The organism is Zoogloea oleivorans, assembly GCF_008107625.1.
Classification (GTDB): Bacteria; Pseudomonadota; Gammaproteobacteria; order Burkholderiales; family Rhodocyclaceae; genus Zoogloea; species Zoogloea oleivorans.
In genome coordinates, this window is record NZ_SDKK01000046.1 from 1 (window position 1) to 18,122 (window position 18,122).

The window sequence follows — 18,122 nt, forward strand, 5'->3', positions numbered from 1 at the left end:
TGCTGCACCGATGAATCTGATTACGTTCGTCCATCGACAACTGGCTGTAGTGAGTTCCCATGCATACACCCTACCAAATCGGGGTGTTGCACTTCAGTCTAGAGCGCGCCGTGGCCAAGAACGACAGATGAGCAAACAAGACGCCAGTGCCGGCTTGGGGAGCGATGACGGGTGGCCTGTTTGGGCCTGTCACAAGGTAGGTCTGGGCACGCTCACTGCTGTGGGGAACGACCGCTTCCGGGAGGCGGAACTTCATTGACCGCTTTTCGGCGATGAATCCTAGGGTATGACAGTCGCTTCGTGCCCATTCCGGTCATTCGGCATTCTAGAGAGCTGCCATTCAGCCAAACCTGTGTTCAGCGAACTGGATTGCTCCAAAGCTGCCATTCAATATCAAAAATAAATGCGTCCGCTGTGTGCCTAAGGAAGCCAGCTTGGAGGTGCACCAATTAACCGTTTTTTTGCAAATTCAAGAAACTCGATTAGGCTCTTTGACAAATCCTCAAGCGCTGCAATCAATGCTTGAGTTACCTCCGACGGGTCTTGCGCCCTAAAACTCGCTACGACTTCGGCTGATATTTCATGAAATGCTCCATGCAGTGCTATTGCCCGGCTATGAAAATCCTCTCCAAGAAGATCTGAAGATTCAGGGCTGGAAAACCACTGCCCTAAAGCACATGCCGTTTCGTCACTCGCAATTTCCAAATCGAAATCTCTCGGCCCGGTTCCAGCAAGCGCAGCGTTGAATTCAGCCACCCAACGAAGGTGACGTTGAATCGCGTTGTCGATGATGTCTAAGTTCATACGAAAACTTCCACTGAATAAAAGATTGGTCGGGCACTCTATGACTTTCGTTATATTTTAATAAATTATCAAAATTCGTAAAATATGTCACATCCGTCGCGCGTGATAGGAAATGGCATGCTCTGGGACACAATTGTGTATTTGGCTCTACCTTTGGTTGCTGTCGTTGGACTGCTGCTAGCCGTCTTTGGGGTATTCAAGCGGAGCTAATTGAAAATATAGGCAAGGTCAGCTAGCAGACTTACCTTTGTCTATCTAATGCTTCATCGGCCATGGACACCGGGTCATCGATTGGCTCAAGATGGGTTATGACATTAGCGTTAGGAAATTGCATGCAAAGCGACTCTTCAATTCGCTCAGAAAAATCATGCGCTCTCTTAACTAGCCAATCACCGGGAACTAATACGTGCAGACTGATAAATACACGTCTCCCTGATTGGCGGGTCCGCAAGGCATGAAAGCGAACACCATCTGTGTCAAAGGAGGAGAGAATTTGTTCTATGGGCGCCTCGAAAAACCTCGACTCGCCCACTCTTGATAAAATTGCATCGTTCTGAATCCGCCCCGAGCCGACTCCGATGAAACCGCGCAGCGCCATCAAGACCGACCTGTTCGCAGACGAACATCACCGCAAGAAGATCGATACCCTGGGCGATCCGCTGGTCGAGATCGAGTCCTACATCGACTTCGTGGCGCTGGCGGCCGAGGTCGATCGCATCGCGCCCCGGCCGGTCAGCCCCCAGGGTGGCCGCCCGCCGTACCCGACCGAGACGATGGTGCGCATCCTGGTCCTGAAGCGGCTGTACAACCTGTCGGACGAGCAGATGGAGTACCAGCTGCTTGATCGCATGAGCTACAAGCGCTTCTGCGGGCTGGCGAACGCAACGAACATTCCCGACCGCACCACGGTGTGGACCTTCGAGAACCGCATCGGCGAAGCCGGCGCAAAGGCGTTGTTCGACGGCGTCTCGGCGCAGCTGCTCAAAAAGGGCTTCATCGCCCGCGGTGGTCAGATCATCGACGCGACCCTGGTGCCTGCGCCCAAGCAGCACAACAGCCGGGGCGAGAAAGCGTTGATTGAGCAAGGCGCGATGCCGGCCGCCTGGAAGCCCGCCAAGCGGCGCCAGAAGGACCTCGACGCCACCTGGACCAAGAAACACGGCAAGAGCCACTTCGGCTACAAGCTCTCCATCAACGTCGACATGAAGTACAAGATCATCCGCAAGATCGAGACCGACACGGCCAGCACGCACGACAGCCAGCACTTCGACAACGTGTTCGATACGGCCAACACGAGCCGGGACGTCTATGCCGACCGGGGCTATCCGTCGGCGGAGCGGGAAGCCTGGCTGAAGGAAAACGGTTTCCGCAACCAGATCCAACGCAAGGGCCATCGCAACAAGCCACTGTCCGACTGCCAGCAGCGACGCAACAAGCGCATCGCCAAGACGCGTGCGCGGGTCGAGCACGTGTTCGGGGCCATCGAGCAGATGGGCGGCAAGTTGCTGCGCACCATCGGCCGGGCGCGCGCGAACTTTGCGATGACGATGATGGCGGCCTGCTACAACCTGAAGCGGCTGGTCTATCTCCAGAAGGCCGGAATCGAGGCCTTCTGACGCCAGAAATTGGCCGAATCGCCGCTGCCCGAGGCGATTCGAGGCAAAAACGGGACGGCGCTGCCGGCGACGGCGGTTATGTGCCGAAGAAACTGATCAGAATTCGATCGTGATCAGCATTGCGCGGTGGGATTTACTGAAAACCTCGGGTTATTCGAGGTGCCCCTATCTGAGTTATTTCCGAGCGTGGTAGCGCAACATCCATCAAGCCTGACGCAGAACGCCGCATAAGCTGCCACCCCGTCCAAACAATGTTCGCGGCAACCACCAAAGCAATGACTGGGTCCAGCCAGTTCAATCCAGTGAGCCATACCAACGACACTCCGGCAATGACCCCTATTGAGGTCCAGACGTCAGTCATGAGGTGGTGCGCGTCAGCCTCCAGTGTGATCGACTTATGCTCTGTACCCGCCCGAAGCAAAACCCTCGCGACAACAAAGTTTACAACCGAAGCAAGTACCGAAACCAAAAGGCCAACACCGACCGCTTCCAGTGGCAGAGGATGCATCAATCGATCAATTGCTGTGTAACCGATGCTCACCGCCGCCACAACAATCAGGAAGCCTTCAAAGGCGCTGGAAAAATATTCTGCTTTGTCATGACCATGGGGATGCTCCGCATCCGCAGGCAGCAGCGCAATGGAAAGCATCCAAAGCGCCATCAATGCACCCGCTAGATTAACAAACGACTCAATCGCGTCAGACAGCAAGCCGACGGAGCCCGTTAGCCACCATGCAGCGCCCTTGAGCAGAATGGTCGTGATAGCCGCTGCAATTGAAATTAAGGCATAGCGGCGCAGGTCAACCGGGCCCTTGCTTTGGCTAATCATCTCCACGGCGACCTCCTCCTGGCATTCGGATATCGTGTTCATCAGCACTTCTATGGCATTCAACGCAGTTCTTAAAGTCTCGAATACCTTCTTCGATATGCTCTCGGCGAATCTTTTCAGGAGTGTGCTCGTGGCAACCGTAACACGTGTATTGACTGTAGTCGTTTCGTACATGGCAGGTCACACACTGAACACTGTGGTCGCGGTCAAGCATGAAGAACTTGTCGTGATTGAACGTGGCAGGAGTCCACTTTTCCTGACTATGGCACTGAGCGCAATTACCAGTAATTTGCTTATGCAACGAATCGCTTGGCGGCCGATGACAGTCCTGACATTGATCACGGATATCAGCCTGTAGCAACGCATGGCTGAAGTGTCCATGCGTCTTGAAACGCTTAACGCCAGCATGGTCACTATGGCACGCCACACAATCTTGTTTCGTGAGCTTTTGATGGAAAGCCGTTGAAGTCAGAGGCTTCTGAACTTGGTTCCCTTTTGTATCCAGCCGACCGATATCGTTTGGCTTATGGCAGGTTGTGCAGCGTTCTGAAGAGGCTCCTCCAAATCCTGAATGGCAGGCGAAACAGTCAGTCTCTAATTGCCGATGGCCAACAATCAGTTTTCCGGGGCTAACCATCAAATGTGGATAGGCGAACGTTAGGACTGCCAAGACAAGCAGGTTGGCAGCGAGCACCCATTTGACAATGCGATTCATTGCCAGCCCCAGAATAGAAACACGCTAATGATGTGACCAAGACTCAGCACAGCGAAGACGATAAAAATCGGGATATGAACTTTGCGCCACTGGGTCATTGCATCGAATGTCACTGAATCCCAAAAAATCGCTTGCTCGACTTCAGGACGAGATAGGCCGCGCAATTGGTAGCTGTCGCGTTGTGACTGAACATGCTCGCGGGAGCTTTGTAGCAGCATCTTGCCCACCAGCCCGCTAATGACATTGATACCCATGGCCACGGTTGCCAGCCAAGGAAGGATGGCATTGAAGTGAATGCCAGCATGAATCAGAACTAGCAATGACCCAAGCCAGGCAGCCAGTTCATGTATATTCAGATAGTTCTTCGGATTCCCCGTCTTGATGTATTTCCGCTTACGCAGTGAATACATCAGGGATCCAATGATAAGTATCGTTCCAGGAATACCCAAATATCGTCCGACCCACACCAAATTCAATCGGTGCAAGAGATAGTCTCCTGCGAGAGTCAAAACCCCGAGGAGTAGGACCAGGAAAGCAAACGGAAGAATGTGCTCTCGCCAAAGGGTGGAGGGAAAAATTGGCATCAGGCCTCCAGAACGACGTCAGTTACAGGTATGCATACGCAGAGCAAACAGTTACCAGGCTCTGAATCGAAGTCAGGCGAATGTGAAAATCTCACCTCACCACTTTGGATGCGTGTTTCGCAGCTACCGCATCCTCCAGCACGACACCCTGACTCAACTGTCACCCCGTTGCCTTCGGCAAACTCCAGTAGGCTGCTTGACTTGCCATCCCAAGTGAACTGCTTGTTCGATTTGGAGAAGGTCACCATAACGGGCGCGGAGCCTTCCTCTGAAACCTTCGATTCGATGGATGATTTGCGTTTTATCGAAGCAGGCCCAAATGCTTCAAAATGAATTCGTGTGTCTGGAACCCCCCAATCCTCAAGGGCATCGACCAAGCTTTCCATCATCGGCGTTGGACCACAGATATAAAAGTTGTAAGGCTTCAGTGGCAACTCTGTCCGTAACAGAGCTACATCAATGCGTCCCCTATGGTGAAAGTCGCGCTTAATCAGGTCACCGGGTTGCGGTGCGCTAAAGCAGATGCGCAGCTTGAAATTCGGGTGTCGGTCTGAGAGAGCTTGGAGATGCGACTTCAAAATCACTTCAGAATTATTCCGCACGCCGTAAAACAGCCAAACTTCCCGTTCAGGCTGGTGAGCCACAATCCAGTTGAGCATGCTCAACATCGGCGTAATGCCAATGCCTCCACCAATCAGCACAACCGGCGAATTATCGTGGTCGATATAAAAATGTCCTGACGGTGCCCGAACCGCCAAGGAGGTGCCTACTTGCACGTAATCATGGAAGTAATTGGATGAGCGTCCGGGAGGATGAGGTGTTCCATCTGGAGTTGGTACACGCTTGATTGAAACCCTGTAAGCATCATGGCCAGGTGAATCCGAGAGGGAATAGCAACGGATGATTTCTTCCTCTGTTCCACTTTGAGTCGGGACGGCTAGCTTGAAAGTGAGAAATTGTCCTGGCTTGAATAAGGGAAGCGACTGCCCATCCTCTGGACGCAGATAGAAGGAGCAAATGGCTCCACTCTCATCTTCAAGGGTTTTCTGAATAACCTTGAAAGCTCTGAATCCTTTCCAGCCCTCGGATGCAGCTTCAGTCTGCAAGTTTTCGGTCTGTGATGTTGGATTCTTGCCGTCAACCTGATCCTGTAACACTTGATAGCTCTGCCAGTGGCGCCAGAAAACAATACCCAGCCAAAGGGCTAGTTGAACAACAATTCCTAGGGCAATCCAAAGGAGGAGCATGGCTGAGGTCATAACAATCTCTAGTGGTTCAGAGGCAACATGCCAAATTGATTGACCCAGTCTAACGTAGTGACCTTATCTGCTGCTTAACAGAGAACTCTATTGCAGGTTGAGGTAAAAGCACCGATTTTGAGGCTGCTTTCAGAATGCCTTAAGTATCTTTGAGTAAAGTTAACCGGCAAAAAAGTTCTGAAAGTCTATTGGTGCCAATGCACAAAACAAAATTTGTCGTCAACCGATCACGCAAGGAACGACGCGTCAAGGATGCTGACCCACCGCAAGGACATGAGCGCAGGATCACTCCAGAACGTCGGCATATACATGTCGAGTTCGTTGATTTTGACGAACATATAGAAATCGGAACCACTGGCGAATTGAAATCTGATAAAGACTAACAAGGCCGCAACTATTCAAATTGAAAGGCTACCCTGGCCGACGGGGTCGGGTCAGTACAGGAATCAGTTTGCTTGCCGAATACTGGCCATTCAGATGATTCAGCGCACGTGAATATGGAGACCACTTCGACTGGCCGCTCCTAGGCAGTTGCAGCCTCATGTTGGGTGAGTTGCATCCACCGGTTGAATCCGCAGCCCATTGCGGTCATCCAGCATTTTCCAGAGCTGTCAGGCATCCAAAACCTGCTTTAGTGAACTAGATTACTCGGAAGCAGCCATTGCCGACCTCACCCAATAGGCCAAGTGTGGACTTGGCAGCCTCACAAAACGGATGTTCCCAGATGGCGGCTAACCGATCAGAGAGCCGCCATTCCGTTCCGTTACCAGCAATTGCTTAGGTTTTCGGTATTCGCTCCAGTCCTAAATTCTTCAATTTAATGGGGGCACGATGAGCATTGAACGATTGCCAGTAATGGCAAATTTAATGATATAAATATATTTATGGCAGCAATTGAACCTTTTGTCACTTCGGTCTATCGAAGACTGTCGTATAAATCTTCAGCGGATAGATTGGCCAAATATGGAACTTGTTCATTGCATCTATTGCAGCGCATCATCTAACCCAAACCTAGGTTTGGCAGATTTAAATTCGTTGCTGGCAAAGGCAAGGGCCACGAATGCCAAACTAGGGGTAACAGGAATATTGCTTTTTCACAGAGGATCATTCTTCCAAGTATTGGAAGGTGAGCGTGATGTCATTGAAGGTCTCTACAAATCAATCAGCTCGGATAACCGACACACGAGAATTACAAAAATCCTCCAAGAGTCAATCCCCCATCGCAACTTTGAAGACTGGACGATGGGCTACCCTCACGCCACCCAGCAGGAAATTGAGAACATCCCGGGTATGAATGATGTTTTTAAGAATGGCAGAACCTATATTGACGTGTGCGAAACGAAGGCGAGACTATTACTTGGCGCATTCATGGAGGGGCGATGGCACGCAAAATTAGGCGCTATCGGTTGCGTTTGAATTTTGCTGACCAGCCCTGTAAATAACTCTCTCACATGGGATTGCCAGCCATGAATAGCCTCTCAGCTCGATGAAGATTAGGTCGCTGTAGACGTCAATTTGATCGCCGAATACCGGACACTGATTTCGATCACCGGACACTGATTTCGATCACCGGACACGCCACCAGCAAAAATTGAAACGTAACCCCGACCGGCCGCTCGTGGCCGGTTGCCGCAGTTCGCAAGATAATCATATCAGCATACCGCTCCGCGTATTTACTGCATTGCGGCATGTCGTCTGTATATCAATCCGCTACAGATGCCCGACGAGGCTTAGCGTACGATTTTTTTCTTTTCATGAACTGACCAGCTTTGCTGGCTGGGATGCCAATCATTTTACAATGACAAGCGCCTAACCCGGTTTTCCGTTCCACTGCACCCCAAACCCCAATATGAGCAAGGACCAGATAGCCCAGATCTTCACCGGCAAGGCAGTCACCTTCCCCGATGGGCGCAAGGCAGTACCTATCGAACAAGGCCCCAACAGCCCGACTCGCAACGAGTTCCACGCCAAGGTGACCGGCAAGGACGCGGCCCAGTTGAAGGCTTACTGGTCGAAGGTGATTTTCTCCGGCGCCGGACAACCCCCAAAAGAGGTCAGCGGGGCTGATGAGATGCGCAAGGCAGTGAGCAGCGATGCGAGCGCAATTGGCTATCTGGAGAAAAGCCAGATCGACAGCAGCCTCAAAGTCATTCTCACACCCTGACGAAGGCTTCGTTCCTCTAAAAGGAAACCGCCGCCTTCAGGCGGCGGCAAAACAATCTGATCAGGCCAATGTGCTCAGCGCTTGGCCACCTTGATGTCGGTTTCTTCCCAGTCCCAGGTGTCGGACGTCTTGCCCTCATCCCGTAACTGGTACTTGAGCACCCGCCCCTGGGGGTTCTTGGGCATGCTCGTGCGAAACTCGATGTAGCGCGGCAGCGCGTAATAAGGCACCACGTCAGTGGACCAGAGAAACAGGTCTTCGGCCTTTAGGCTGGCGCCATCGCGCAGAATGGCGGTGACCTTCACATCGTCTTCGCCCTTGTCGGAAGGCACGGCATGCACCGCCACTTCGAGAATAGCCGGGTGCTTGGCAAAGGCCGACTCCATCTCGAAGCTGGAAATGTTCTCGCCACGGCGACGCAGGTAATCCTTCTTGCGGTCTACAAAGTAGAAAAAGCCTTCATCGTCAAACTTGCCGATGTCACCGGTGTGGAACCACATGTTGCGCATGACCTTGAGGCTATCTTCCGGGCGCCGCCAGTAGCCCTGGAACATGATGTCCGGACGCAGCGGGCGCACCACCACTTCTCCCGGCATATTGGCAGGCAGTTCCCGGTCCATGTCGTCCACGATACGCACATCGAAATCCGGAATGCGCTTGCCGGACGAACCCGGCGCGGCGTATTCGCCCCCCGCCAGCGAGGTGACCACACAGGCCTCGGTGAGGCCGTAGCCGTTCCCCCCCACTTGGCGTGCGCCAAAACGCTCACGCCAGATGGCTTTGGTCGGCTCGGTAAAGGGGTTGCCACGCACGGTGTGGATCTGCCCGATACAGCGTTTCATCGCGTCGCTGTCAGCCGCCTGGGCCAGCAGGCCACCCATACTGCCGAGAATGGAGGCAATGGTGGCACCCGAACGTTCCACTTCCGGCCAGAAGTTCGACACGGAGAAGCGCTCGACGATTGCCACACGGGCGCCAACCATGATGTTGGAGATGATCCCGACACACAGGGCGTTCATGTGGAACAGGGGCAGCGGCGTGATGGTCACGTCATCCGCCGTTGCCGGCCCTGCACGCAGTTGCAGGCGAGCCAGATTGCACATGAAGTTGTAACTGAGCATGCAGCCCTTCGACGGGCCGGTGGTACCGGAGGTATACACCAGGCAGGCCAGGTCGGCGGGGTCGGGCTTGGTCAGGATAGGTGTATCGTCGTCGCCCCGGTGTGTATCCAGCGGCGCAAGCAGAGCGGCACATTCCACCGGCTCGGCCAGCGTGTTGCGGTACAGCACCTGCTTCATTTCCGACAACTCGGCCGATACCGCCGCAATGCGCGGTAGAAAGTCCGCTTCGCAAATCACCAGCGCCGCACCAGCGTCGGAGATCTGATGGCGCAGGAATTCGCCCCTCAGCGCCGTATTGACGGGCACACTGACTGCGCACAGCTTGTTGATGGCCAGCCAGCATACAACGGCGTCGATGTTGTTGCCGAGCATGGTGACCACCGTTTGCCCCGCACGCACACCAAGCGCCTCGAAGGAATGGGCGAGACGCGTCGACAAACGATCAACGTCCGAATACGTATAGAGCTCACCCGCAAAATCAAGCAAAATCCTGTCAGGATGTGCAGCAACAGCCCGATCGAGTGCGGCAATCACCGTATCCCGCTCGCCAATCGCCCAAGTTTCCGGATTTCCCGTACCCGTCATGCCCGTGTCTCCTTGTTGTGTGAAGCGCCTGAATCGACGCAACATCGGTTTATAAGTGCCCTTTTCCGAACAAAATATAAACACAAAACAAAATAGTGTCAAAGTTTAGAGAAGATATCTCCACACCACTCACCCCGTCTCAGGCCTCACCACGGCCGAAAAATGCCAGGGAGGACCTGATGAACAAGCTGGAAAATGATGGCGAAGTCGCCGTGAAGGAAGAGAGTCAAACTGACGAAGCCGCACCGGCCGTCCGCAAGACACGTCGCAACCGGCGCTCGGAAGGCACCATCCAGGGCATCCTGGAGGTGACCGAGGAAATCATCCTCGAGTCGGGTGCCGAGCGAATCTCAATCCTCGATGTGTGCAAGGCCGCGGAGATCTCGCGGGGTACCTTCTACCGCTACTTTGCCTCCCAGGAGGAATTGCTGGACGCTTTCTCCCGGCACAAGCGCGAACGCTTCTATGCCTCGCTGATAGAGACAACGGCCCCGCATACCGACCCGGACGCGCGCCTCGAGGCGATGATCCTGTTCATCAGCGACTACATTGGTCACACCCGCGCCCGGCGCCTGCTGATCGTCGCCCCGGAATATGCGATGAACTGGTTTCAGCGCATTTTCCAGGACGCCGTCTTGCGCTTCCAGGACGTGCTGGGGATCGTTTTCGACTCCTGGGATGAACGCCTGGGGGTAAAACTCGACCGGGAGTTGGTGTGCGAACTGATCATTCGCTATGTGCTCAGCGAGCAGTTGGTTCCGGCCAGCCCCGAGCAGCGGCGCAACATGCCCCAGCGCATCGAGCGCCTGGTCAGCGCGCTCGTTACCGGCAAGACCGCTCGCCGCTGAAGGCTCGGCCGGCCGCCTCAGAGGACGCGGCGCAGGCGGATATGCATGCCGATGGCAGCCTCCAGCGTGGCCGCATCGCGCATCCCCACCCGAAGCATGCCGATATCCAGCAGGCCCTCCAGAAAGATAAGGGTCTCTTCGGCAGCCTCTGAAGGTTTAAGGCAGGGATGGAGTTGCCCCCTCATCCGGGCGCTACGGTAGGCATCCTCGATCTGCTCGGCAAGTGTTCGCCAGAACGCATCCAGCACCCGCCCCCGCAAGCCGCCACAAACCGCGTCATCGCACTTCAGCATCAGAAAACAGAACATCTCGTGAAGTGTCCTGTCGTCGCGAAGCTGTCCGCCCAGCCGACACAAGGCACGATCCAGCCCGGCAAGAGGATCGGCAACATCCTCTTCACCATCCAGGGACGGCAAGGGCCAACGCGCCACGACGGCGAGAATCAACTCTTCCTTGCTCGAAAAGTGGCAGTAGATTCCGCCCCGCGTGGTGCCTGCCTCACGGGCCACTCCCTCCAGGGTGGTTGCCGCCGCCCCCACCCTGTAAAGCACCCGTCGGGCAGCCTCAATCACCCGGCCCCGACAGGTGCGCTCCCTGTTGCCTTCCTCTTCATCCCCGGCGATTGGCTGCAGCGCCGGACTCACTCGGGTTGGCGGCAGGAGGCAACAATCTTGTGGCCGTCCAGATCTCTCACGTAGGCAGCGTAGGCATTGGGTGCAAAGGGGCGTGGCCCTGGCGCGCCCTCGTCCACCGCGCCAAGTGACAGGGCTATCCGGTGAAATTCGTTCACCGCAACCCGACTTGGCGCGGCAAAACCTACGGTGAGACCGTTGCCGGCCGCAGCAGCTTCGCCGTTGCGCGGATGCAGAACGACGAACTGCGGCGCCTCGGCCCCCCAGCCTGACGCTTGCTCCACGCTGAACAAACGCTTCAGTGCGAGGGGTGCCAGCACTTGGTCGTAGAAAGCACGAGCACGCTCCAGGTCGTTCGTGCCAAGGGTGATGTGGGTCAGCATAGGGTCGTCTCCTCAGTGATTCTTATTAGACACAAATAACATATCCGTTTATAAAAATAAACCGTTGCGCCGAAAACCCCACCCCTCACGCTTTAACTCGAGGTCAAACCGTTGAATAAAGCCTCCTCTTGAAATGTGCTCAAATTTGTGACCCCGGATGCCTGCTTGCAGCAAACAAAAGAGAGAGACCCAAGAGGAAACGAAATGAAAAAGAACCAGAACTACGATGTCGTAATCGTCGGCGGTGGCCATAACGGGTTGTCTGCAGCCTGTTATCTGGCTGAGGCCGGCAAGAAGGTCGTGGTCATCGAGGGACGGGAGAAAATTGGCGGCATGGCATCCTCGGGCTACCTGATCCCAGAGGCCCCCCAGCACCTGATTCACCCCTGCGCGCTCGATCTGATGTCCCTGCGCGTGCATCCGATGATGCCGCAAGAACTGCAGCTGGAACGCCACGGTTTTCGGCAGGTGGAGATGGCGCCGGGTTACGTCTATCTGCATCCGGACGGCCATTCGCTGGTTTTCTGGCGCGATCCGGCAAAGACAGCCGCCGAAATCCGACGCTTCTCCGAGCACGACGCAACCGAGTTCCTGGCCTTGATGAGACTCATCGACGCGTTCATGGACATGGCGATTCCAATGATGCGGGTGGACCCATCCCAGCGAAATCTGGGCGCCAAGTGGGAAGCCCTCAAGGCGGTGCTGCGCAACCGTCATCTGAAGCCGGAGATCATGGCCCTGATCGGCAGCCCGGCCTACGTGTCGATCATGGAGCGCTTTGAACACCCAGTCACCCAGTCAGCGATGTGCGCCTTGCTCGGCGCCGCCGGACCAATCACCAACGAGGCCACGGGAATCTACTTCGCCCTGCTGGGCTTCATTCATCGCTTCGGCCTCGGTCGCGCGGTCGGCGGCATGCAGACATTGTCCAACGCACTGGCTGCGCGGCTGACGGAGCTGGGCGGCGAGATCCTGCTATCGACCCAGATCAAGGAAATCGTGGCCGAAGGAGGTCGTGCCACCGGCGTCCGACTACCGGACGGCAGCCTGATCAAGGCGAAAGCGGTAGTCGCATCCATCCACCCGAAAATGGCCCTGGAGATGGTCACGCCCGGAGCCCTCGACCGGCGGCTGCTCACCCGCATTGCGCTGGCGCCCGCCAACGGGCACGGCGCCTCACCACTCAAGGTAGACGTGGCCCTGCGAAGCCAGGTGCAATACCGTCGGCACGAGGCGATGCGCCCCGATGGCCTCAGCCTGCGCAAATGCGTGCATCTCATTGGTACCGTAGAAGCGGTACTGGAAAACTTCCGCAGTTCGGCCGGTGGCGAAGTGCCGAAACTGCCCTACATGTGGATCACCGCGCCCAGTGCGGTCGACCCAAGTCAGGCACCTGAAGGCCAGGACGTCGTCTACCTGTACCCGGTGGCGATGCCGGTCGAACCCCGTGAAGGCTGGGACGCTATCCGCGCCCAGGTAGGGCAACAGGTCATCGACCAGGCCAGTGACTACATGGATGGCCTGAAGGCGTTCGAGATCGGCCGCCGGATCGAAGCAGCCCCCGATCTTGCTGCGCGTCTCAATGTCCACCGCGGCTGCGTGGTACACATCGATACCAGCACCACCCGTTCGTCACTGATGCGCCCCGCTCCTGGGCTCGGCGGCGATACCCTGCCGGTGGCCGGCCTGTTTCTGGGGGGGGCGGGAATCCATCCGGGCGGCGGTATCAATGGTCTTCCCGGCCGCATTGCAGCGGGCAGAGTCAAGCGCTTCCTGGCAGGCTCATAACTACTAGGCGACTCTCCCATTGGTTTGGCTCTTGCTCAGCCGCAATCGAGTTCGAGTGATGGAGACAGGGCTACGAAGTGTCCTTTCTGAACTAGTACCAAGTCGTACATGTGAATCGGTTCGGTGTTTAAACGGCGAGTATGACGTGACCACCTATCTATTAGGACATAACGCAGCCTCTTAACTATGAGACATAGGTCCGTGGCTTTAAGTGACAAGTGGAAGCCAAGATGAGTGACGGCCACGGACCAACGCGAGAACAGATTGTGGAGACTGCCGATCGCCTGTTCTGTGCTCGAGGTTCATGCACACTTCCCTTTCAGATATAGCTGAAAAAAGAAAGATAAGGCAACTTCTATTATCACTTCAAAATTAAAAGATTATTTTAATTTTGAAGTGATAAAACGGCGAATAAAGTTCAGAAGTGAAAGACTTGATGAAATAAATTCTGAATGCTGTGACCCAGCAGTCCGAATCAAAGATTTCACTCAAGAACAATTTATAGTGGACATACCTCTCTTAGGTAGAAGTTGCCCAGATGCAACTCTGCGTATGGAACTGGCGAAACTAGGACATCCGGCGCTGCTTTTTGCAAGGAGTGCGTTAGTTCTTCAGTTCACCTTCCTCGGTCATCGATTACTATCTGATTCGATTGAATTGGGTATGTCGTTTTGAACGCATTTTGCGTCGAATACGACTTATTCGTTTTCCTGATTCGATATCCGAAAACGAGGCTGCTTTGGTCCACTGCGGCGTGAAGTAGTGCTTCGATGCGAGTCTTTGGGGGTACTGTCAGATGTTTTTTGCGAATTCCATAGGCATTAGATACAAAAAACATACAACGAGAAGATAGCGGAAGTCCTTCGGGCTCTAAGGGCCGCGGGACTACTTACAACAATTCGGATGCAGTATAGAAACTTGTAACCTATTTTTCCCCTTGCAAAGAGTTGATTTTCGCAATTAGAATTTGATCGCTTTCCGTTGGGCCGGTCCCAGCACCGCAGAGTTAGTACCTCTGCTTTTTTCTCCGGAAGAGTGAGATCTCGTGGCAGCAAGGCTAGATCCCTCGTTACGGTACCCATGACCCGCGAAGCGCCAAGGCGCCAGCACAGCAAACGAGTAGCGACATAATTTCGAAGACTTTTGTGTTTGGCGTGAGCAGGACGATTGGTGAGCACTTCCGCACCCAGTACCTTGTGAATCAATCTGGACTGCCTTTTATTGGCAACCATAACCGTATTTACTTGGCCCGTGGTGATTTCCGGATGTTGGCCTAGCCGGAATCTGTCCTCTGGACGTGTTTAGGTTTCGGACACCGTTTAACTGCCTCTCGCCATCAGAGGTATTCGTACCCCATTCGTTTATGAGAAAGGCTTTGGTATTACCAGCGTGCATGTTGTCGGTGACCGTATATTCACAGGCATGCCACAGTAGGGCGGAGGCTTATGCCAGACCGGACTGGGGACACCCACGCGACGATGCACCTCTGGTGGCAGGAGGTGATAGCAACATCGGAAGTTAGTTTTTTGAGTTACCCATAGATTGCCGTGCTTTTCGTAGGCGGAAACTAAGGGTAGGTGATATTCGAGAATCGAAATCACTCTCATGGTCTCGGTAGAAACATCGAACCATGAATGCTCGGCACGTTTTCACAGACTGGCCGTTAAAGTTTGCTGGGTGCTTTTCGTAACGGCGAAAGGTGCCTCATGAGAGTAGTTTGCTTTTCTGCGATAAATCCAAGAATGCGGCGTGAGGTTTTATGCAGGGCGCGCTCTAGACTGAAGTACAACACCCCGATTTGGTAGGGTGTGCGCATGGGAAATCACTATAGTCAATTGTCGATGGACGAACGCAATCAGATTCACCGGTGCAGCAACGAGGGATGGACGGCTTCATACCCCCCCTCCCCACGACGGTAGACTTCATAGCGGCGCGACATAGGCTTCGACTCCTCAGAAAACATCAGGAGGCCCGTGCCCGGCAAGCCCCTCAAGAATCGGACAGTCAGGGCGGTTATCTCCGCAACAACTCTCCGACAGGCTTACCAGTGCGTCGCGCATGGTGATGAGTGCCTGAATTCGTTTATCCAGATCGCTCAAGTGACTTTCCGCAAGCTGTTTCACCTCCGCACTGGAGCGCTGCTCGTCATACCAGAGCGACAGGAGCTGGTGAATCTGCTCCAGAGAGAACCCGAGATCGCGGGCGCTGCGAATGAACTTGAGCGTGTGCAGGTCCCGCTCCTGATACTGCCGGTAGCCCGCCTCGGTCCGGGGGCTGTGGCCAATCAAGCCGATCTGCTCATAGTGGCGGATCATCTTGGCCGAGACACCGCTGGCCTTGGCAACTGCTCCGATGTTCATGTCGCCTTCCTCTTATCCAATTTGACGGGGCGCCAACGCCGAAGAAGCAACGCGTTCGACACCACGCTGACGCTTGAGAATGCCATGGCGGCCCCCGCGATGACCGGGTTCAGGAGTCCCGCGGCCGCCAGGGGAATGCCCACGACGTTGTAAACACAAGCCCAGAACAGGTTCTGCCGCATTTTGGCGTAGGTGCGACTGGAGATGTCGATCGTTGAAGCCACCAGCGCCAGATCGCCACGCATCAAGGTCACCCCGGCCGCGTGCATGGCCACGTCCGTTCCGGTTCCCATGGCGATGCCAATGTCGGCGGCAGCCAATGCCGGGGCATCATTGATGCCATCGCCGACCATGGCAACGACGTGGCTCTCCCGTTTCAAGGTTTCGATCTCGGCTGCCTTGCCCTCCGGCAGCACTTCAGCCAGACACTGATCGATTCCAAGCTCGGTTGCCACACCATGCGCAGCCCCACGACTGTCGCCCGTAATCAGCACAGTCCTGATGCCCATCTGCTTGAGGCGATCGATACTTGCCCGCGCTTCTGGCTTCATCCGGTCGCCGAAGGCGATCAAGCCCAGCACGGCCTGAGCACCTTCCGATGCCAACCAGGATATGGTCCGCCCTTCGGCTTGGAGGCGCATTGCGGTGTCGGCAAGATGGTCCATTTTGAAACCGCGCTCCTGCATCAATCGGGCATTACCAAGAACATAGTGTGTTCCATCAATTTCGCCGGCCAGCCCGCGTCCGGGTAAGGCCTGAACGAACCGGGCACTGACCGGGCTCAGTCCGGCGTCCTGGGCAGCCTTGCCCACGGATCGCGCCAAGGGATGCTCGCTACCCAACTGAAGACTGGCAGCGAGGCTGAGGAGCTGCTGAGTATCGCCGCCAACGGCTTCGAAGGCCACGACCTGGGGCTTGCCTTCCGTCAGGGTGCCGGTCTTGTCGAAGACGACGGCTGTCACCTTGTGCGCCACTTCCAGCGCCTCCGCATCCTTCACCAGAATGCCGTGTCGCGCGGCCACACCCGTTCCCGCCATGAGCGCAGTGGGGGTGGCAAGACCCAGCGCACACGGGCAGGCAATCACGAGCACCGCGACGGCGTTGATAATCGCTGTCTCGACATCGCTGCCGTACGCCCACCATCCGCCAAAGGTCAGCAGCGCGATGAGCATGACCACCGGGACAAACACCGCACTCACCCGGTCCACCAGGCGCTGAATGGGTGCCTTGGCCGACTGGGCACTCTCAACCAACCGGATGATCCGGGCCAAAGTGGTTTCCATACCAACAGCCGTTGTCTGCACCAGCAGCAAACCGTCAGCATTGATCGCACCGCCACTGACACGATCGCCAGGCTGCTTCGGAACCGGCAGGCTTTCACCGGTCAACATGGACTCGTCCAGGTGGCTGCACCCCTCCACAATCTGGCCATCCACTGCTACCCGCTCACCTGGCTTCACAACCACCACATCGCCCACGCGGACCGCATCGATGGCGATCTCCCGGTCACCGTCGCCAGTACGAATGCGGGCGACGGCAGGCTGCAGGGCCTGGAGCGCACGGATCGCTTCGGTGGTTTGCCGCTTGGCCCTGGTTTCAAGCCACTTGCCCAGCAGAACCAGCGTGATCACCACGGCTGAAGCTTCAAAATACAGGTGAGGCATCTCACCGCCTGTCGGCTTTGCCAGGAGATATACGCTGAGTCCGTAGGCCGCAGTCGTCCCCAGGGCCACGAGGAGATCCATATTCCCGCTACCGGCACGCAGAGCCTTCCAGCCTGCACGGTAGAAACGCAGCCCCAGCCAGAATTGAACAGGGGTCGCTAACAACAACTGCACCCAGCCGGGCAGCATCCAATGTGCACCGAAGAGATCAGCCAGCATCGGAATCACGAGCGGAAAGGACAGGGTCGCCGCAACTGCAACAGGCCACCATTCGGCACCCTGGCGGACTGATGCTGCTGCAGTTGGGGAGCCCTCCGTCAGCAATGCGGCATCGTAACCCGCCTTCCGGACAGCCTTGATCAGGGTCGAGGTAGGTACGCCACGGGTCAGCGTGACATGCACTTGTTCAGTTGCGAAGTTGACGGTGGCGCTCACGACACCGGGAACCCCGGCCAGAACCTTCTCCACTCGCGCGGCGCAACTGCTGCACGTCATCCCCGTGATCGCCAAAACCCAGCTTTCCTCAGGAACATGGAAACCCGCCTTCTCAATCGCCTGACGCACAGCCGTCAGGTCAACGACCGAATCGGACTCCAGCAACGCCGATTCGGTGGGGAAACTGACGGTGGCCTTGGAAATGCCGGGCAGGCGAGCCAGCAGCTTTTCTACGCGGGCAGCGCAACTGCTGCAGGTCATGCCCTCAATGCCGATCGACAGCGCCTGACCTGACAATGTGGTGATGGACGAACCCATGATGCAACTCCTGTTGA

Annotated in this window: 15 protein-coding genes and 1 pseudogene; 5 read left to right on the top strand and 11 right to left on the bottom strand. The window is 55.7% G+C overall.

The features are described from left to right. Positions 1-420: 420 nt before the first annotated feature. Entirely contained in the window at positions 421-804 is a 384-nt protein-coding gene (locus ETQ85_RS24800; protein WP_148581684.1) for a CZB domain-containing protein, read from the bottom strand. A 241-nt stretch (positions 805-1,045) separates the two neighbouring features. Then, positions 1,046-1,402 (bottom strand): cation transporter dimerization domain-containing protein, encoded by a 357-nt coding sequence (locus tag ETQ85_RS27535; RefSeq protein WP_148581685.1) that lies wholly within the window; start codon positions 1,400-1,402, stop codon positions 1,046-1,048. Here ETQ85_RS27535 and ETQ85_RS24810 point away from each other — a divergent pair. Beyond that, a complete protein-coding gene (locus ETQ85_RS24810) occupies positions 1,383-2,420 on the top strand; it encodes an IS5 family transposase (RefSeq protein ID WP_148577996.1) in 1,038 nt (345 codons plus the stop codon). The genes ETQ85_RS27535 and ETQ85_RS24810 overlap by 20 nt on opposite strands. Positions 2,421-2,553: 133 nt before the next feature. On the opposite strand, the gene ETQ85_RS24815 is transcribed toward ETQ85_RS24810, so the two are convergent. The 4 genes and pseudogenes from ETQ85_RS24815 to ETQ85_RS24830 form a co-directional block, all read right to left on the bottom strand. Beyond that, a complete protein-coding gene (locus ETQ85_RS24815) occupies positions 2,554-3,423 on the bottom strand; it encodes a cation diffusion facilitator family transporter (protein ID WP_246128905.1) in 870 nt (289 codons plus the stop codon). A 232-nt stretch (positions 3,424-3,655) separates the two neighbouring features. Beyond that, positions 3,656-3,964: pseudogene (locus ETQ85_RS27580) on the bottom strand (cytochrome c3 family protein); the annotation flags it as partial. Continuing rightward, a complete protein-coding gene (locus ETQ85_RS24825) occupies positions 3,961-4,548 on the bottom strand; it encodes a hypothetical protein (protein WP_148581687.1) in 588 nt (195 codons plus the stop codon). The gene ETQ85_RS24825 and the pseudogene ETQ85_RS27580, both read right to left, overlap by 4 nt. Continuing rightward, on the bottom strand, positions 4,548-5,807 hold the full coding sequence (locus ETQ85_RS24830; protein WP_148581688.1) for a 2Fe-2S iron-sulfur cluster-binding protein: 1,260 nt from the start codon (positions 5,805-5,807) through the stop codon (positions 4,548-4,550). Before ETQ85_RS24830 ends, ETQ85_RS24825 begins: the two co-directional genes overlap by 1 nt. A 963-nt stretch (positions 5,808-6,770) precedes the next feature. Here ETQ85_RS24830 and ETQ85_RS24835 point away from each other — a divergent pair. Together ETQ85_RS24835 and ETQ85_RS24840 are read left to right on the top strand one after the other, a co-directional pair. Then, on the top strand, positions 6,771-7,223 hold the full coding sequence (locus ETQ85_RS24835; protein ID WP_148581689.1) for a BLUF domain-containing protein: 453 nt from the start codon (positions 6,771-6,773) through the stop codon (positions 7,221-7,223). 433 nt (positions 7,224-7,656) lie between these two features. Continuing rightward, entirely contained in the window at positions 7,657-7,971 is a 315-nt protein-coding gene (locus tag ETQ85_RS24840) for a type 2 periplasmic-binding domain-containing protein (RefSeq protein WP_148581690.1), read from the top strand. 74 nt (positions 7,972-8,045) lie between these two features. Here ETQ85_RS24840 and ETQ85_RS24845 read toward each other — a convergent pair whose 3' ends face one another. Next, positions 8,046-9,677, bottom strand: coding sequence for an ATP-dependent acyl-CoA ligase (locus ETQ85_RS24845; protein ID WP_148581691.1), 1,632 nt, complete (start codon positions 9,675-9,677; stop codon positions 8,046-8,048). Between the two features lie 179 nt (positions 9,678-9,856). Between ETQ85_RS24845 and ETQ85_RS24850 the strand changes: the two genes are divergently transcribed. After that, complete coding sequence (locus ETQ85_RS24850) at positions 9,857-10,525, top strand: TetR/AcrR family transcriptional regulator (protein ID WP_148581692.1); 669 nt, start codon at positions 9,857-9,859, stop codon at positions 10,523-10,525. A 17-nt stretch (positions 10,526-10,542) separates the two neighbouring features. Here ETQ85_RS24850 and ETQ85_RS24855 read toward each other — a convergent pair whose 3' ends face one another. Both ETQ85_RS24855 and ETQ85_RS24860 read right to left on the bottom strand, forming a co-directional pair. Beyond that, the gene (locus ETQ85_RS24855) at positions 10,543-11,169 is read right to left on the bottom strand and encodes a TetR/AcrR family transcriptional regulator (protein ID WP_187394862.1); all 627 of its coding nucleotides are present in this window, start codon (positions 11,167-11,169) and stop codon (positions 10,543-10,545) included. Beyond that, positions 11,166-11,540 (bottom strand): VOC family protein, encoded by a 375-nt coding sequence (locus ETQ85_RS24860; RefSeq protein ID WP_148581694.1) that lies wholly within the window; start codon positions 11,538-11,540, stop codon positions 11,166-11,168. Before ETQ85_RS24860 ends, ETQ85_RS24855 begins: the two co-directional genes overlap by 4 nt. 204 nt (positions 11,541-11,744) lie before the next feature. Here ETQ85_RS24860 and ETQ85_RS24865 point away from each other — a divergent pair, with 204 nt between their 5' ends. Beyond that, positions 11,745-13,328 (top strand): phytoene desaturase family protein, encoded by a 1,584-nt coding sequence (locus tag ETQ85_RS24865; protein WP_148581695.1) that lies wholly within the window; start codon positions 11,745-11,747, stop codon positions 13,326-13,328. Positions 13,329-15,280: 1,952 nt separating this feature from the next. On the opposite strand, the gene cueR is transcribed toward ETQ85_RS24865, so the two are convergent. Both cueR and ETQ85_RS24875 read right to left on the bottom strand, forming a co-directional pair. After that, positions 15,281-15,688, bottom strand: a complete 408-nt coding sequence (gene cueR, locus ETQ85_RS24870) for a Cu(I)-responsive transcriptional regulator (protein WP_148581696.1) — start codon at positions 15,686-15,688, stop codon at positions 15,281-15,283. Beyond that, a complete protein-coding gene (locus tag ETQ85_RS24875) occupies positions 15,685-18,105 on the bottom strand; it encodes a heavy metal translocating P-type ATPase (protein ID WP_148581697.1) in 2,421 nt (806 codons plus the stop codon). Before ETQ85_RS24875 ends, cueR begins: the two co-directional genes overlap by 4 nt. Positions 18,106-18,122: the final 17 nt, after the last annotated feature.

Bases quoted from the DNA above. Each gene is read 5' to 3' on its own strand.
- ETQ85_RS24800 (WP_148581684.1), bottom strand. From the start codon at position 804: ATGAACTTAGACATCATCGACAACGCGATTCAACGTCACCTTCGTTGG.
- ETQ85_RS24810 (WP_148577996.1), top strand. From the start codon at position 1,383: ATGAAACCGCGCAGCGCCATCAAGACCGACCTGTTCGCAGACGAACAT.
- ETQ85_RS27535 (WP_148581685.1), bottom strand. From the start codon at position 1,402: ATGGCGCTGCGCGGTTTCATCGGAGTCGGCTCGGGGCGGATTCAGAAC.
- ETQ85_RS24815 (WP_246128905.1), bottom strand. From the start codon at position 3,423: ATGTACGAAACGACTACAGTCAATACACGTGTTACGGTTGCCACGAGC.
- ETQ85_RS24825 (WP_148581687.1), bottom strand. From the start codon at position 4,548: ATGCCAATTTTTCCCTCCACCCTTTGGCGAGAGCACATTCTTCCGTTT.
- ETQ85_RS24830 (WP_148581688.1), bottom strand. From the start codon at position 5,807: ATGACCTCAGCCATGCTCCTCCTTTGGATTGCCCTAGGAATTGTTGTT.
- ETQ85_RS24835 (WP_148581689.1), top strand. From the start codon at position 6,771: ATGGAACTTGTTCATTGCATCTATTGCAGCGCATCATCTAACCCAAAC.
- ETQ85_RS24840 (WP_148581690.1), top strand. From the start codon at position 7,657: ATGAGCAAGGACCAGATAGCCCAGATCTTCACCGGCAAGGCAGTCACC.
- ETQ85_RS24845 (WP_148581691.1), bottom strand. From the start codon at position 9,677: ATGACGGGTACGGGAAATCCGGAAACTTGGGCGATTGGCGAGCGGGAT.
- ETQ85_RS24850 (WP_148581692.1), top strand. From the start codon at position 9,857: ATGAACAAGCTGGAAAATGATGGCGAAGTCGCCGTGAAGGAAGAGAGT.
- ETQ85_RS24860 (WP_148581694.1), bottom strand. From the start codon at position 11,540: ATGCTGACCCACATCACCCTTGGCACGAACGACCTGGAGCGTGCTCGT.
- ETQ85_RS24865 (WP_148581695.1), top strand. From the start codon at position 11,745: ATGAAAAAGAACCAGAACTACGATGTCGTAATCGTCGGCGGTGGCCAT.
- cueR (WP_148581696.1), bottom strand. From the start codon at position 15,688: ATGAACATCGGAGCAGTTGCCAAGGCCAGCGGTGTCTCGGCCAAGATG.
- ETQ85_RS24875 (WP_148581697.1), bottom strand. From the start codon at position 18,105: ATGGGTTCGTCCATCACCACATTGTCAGGTCAGGCGCTGTCGATCGGC.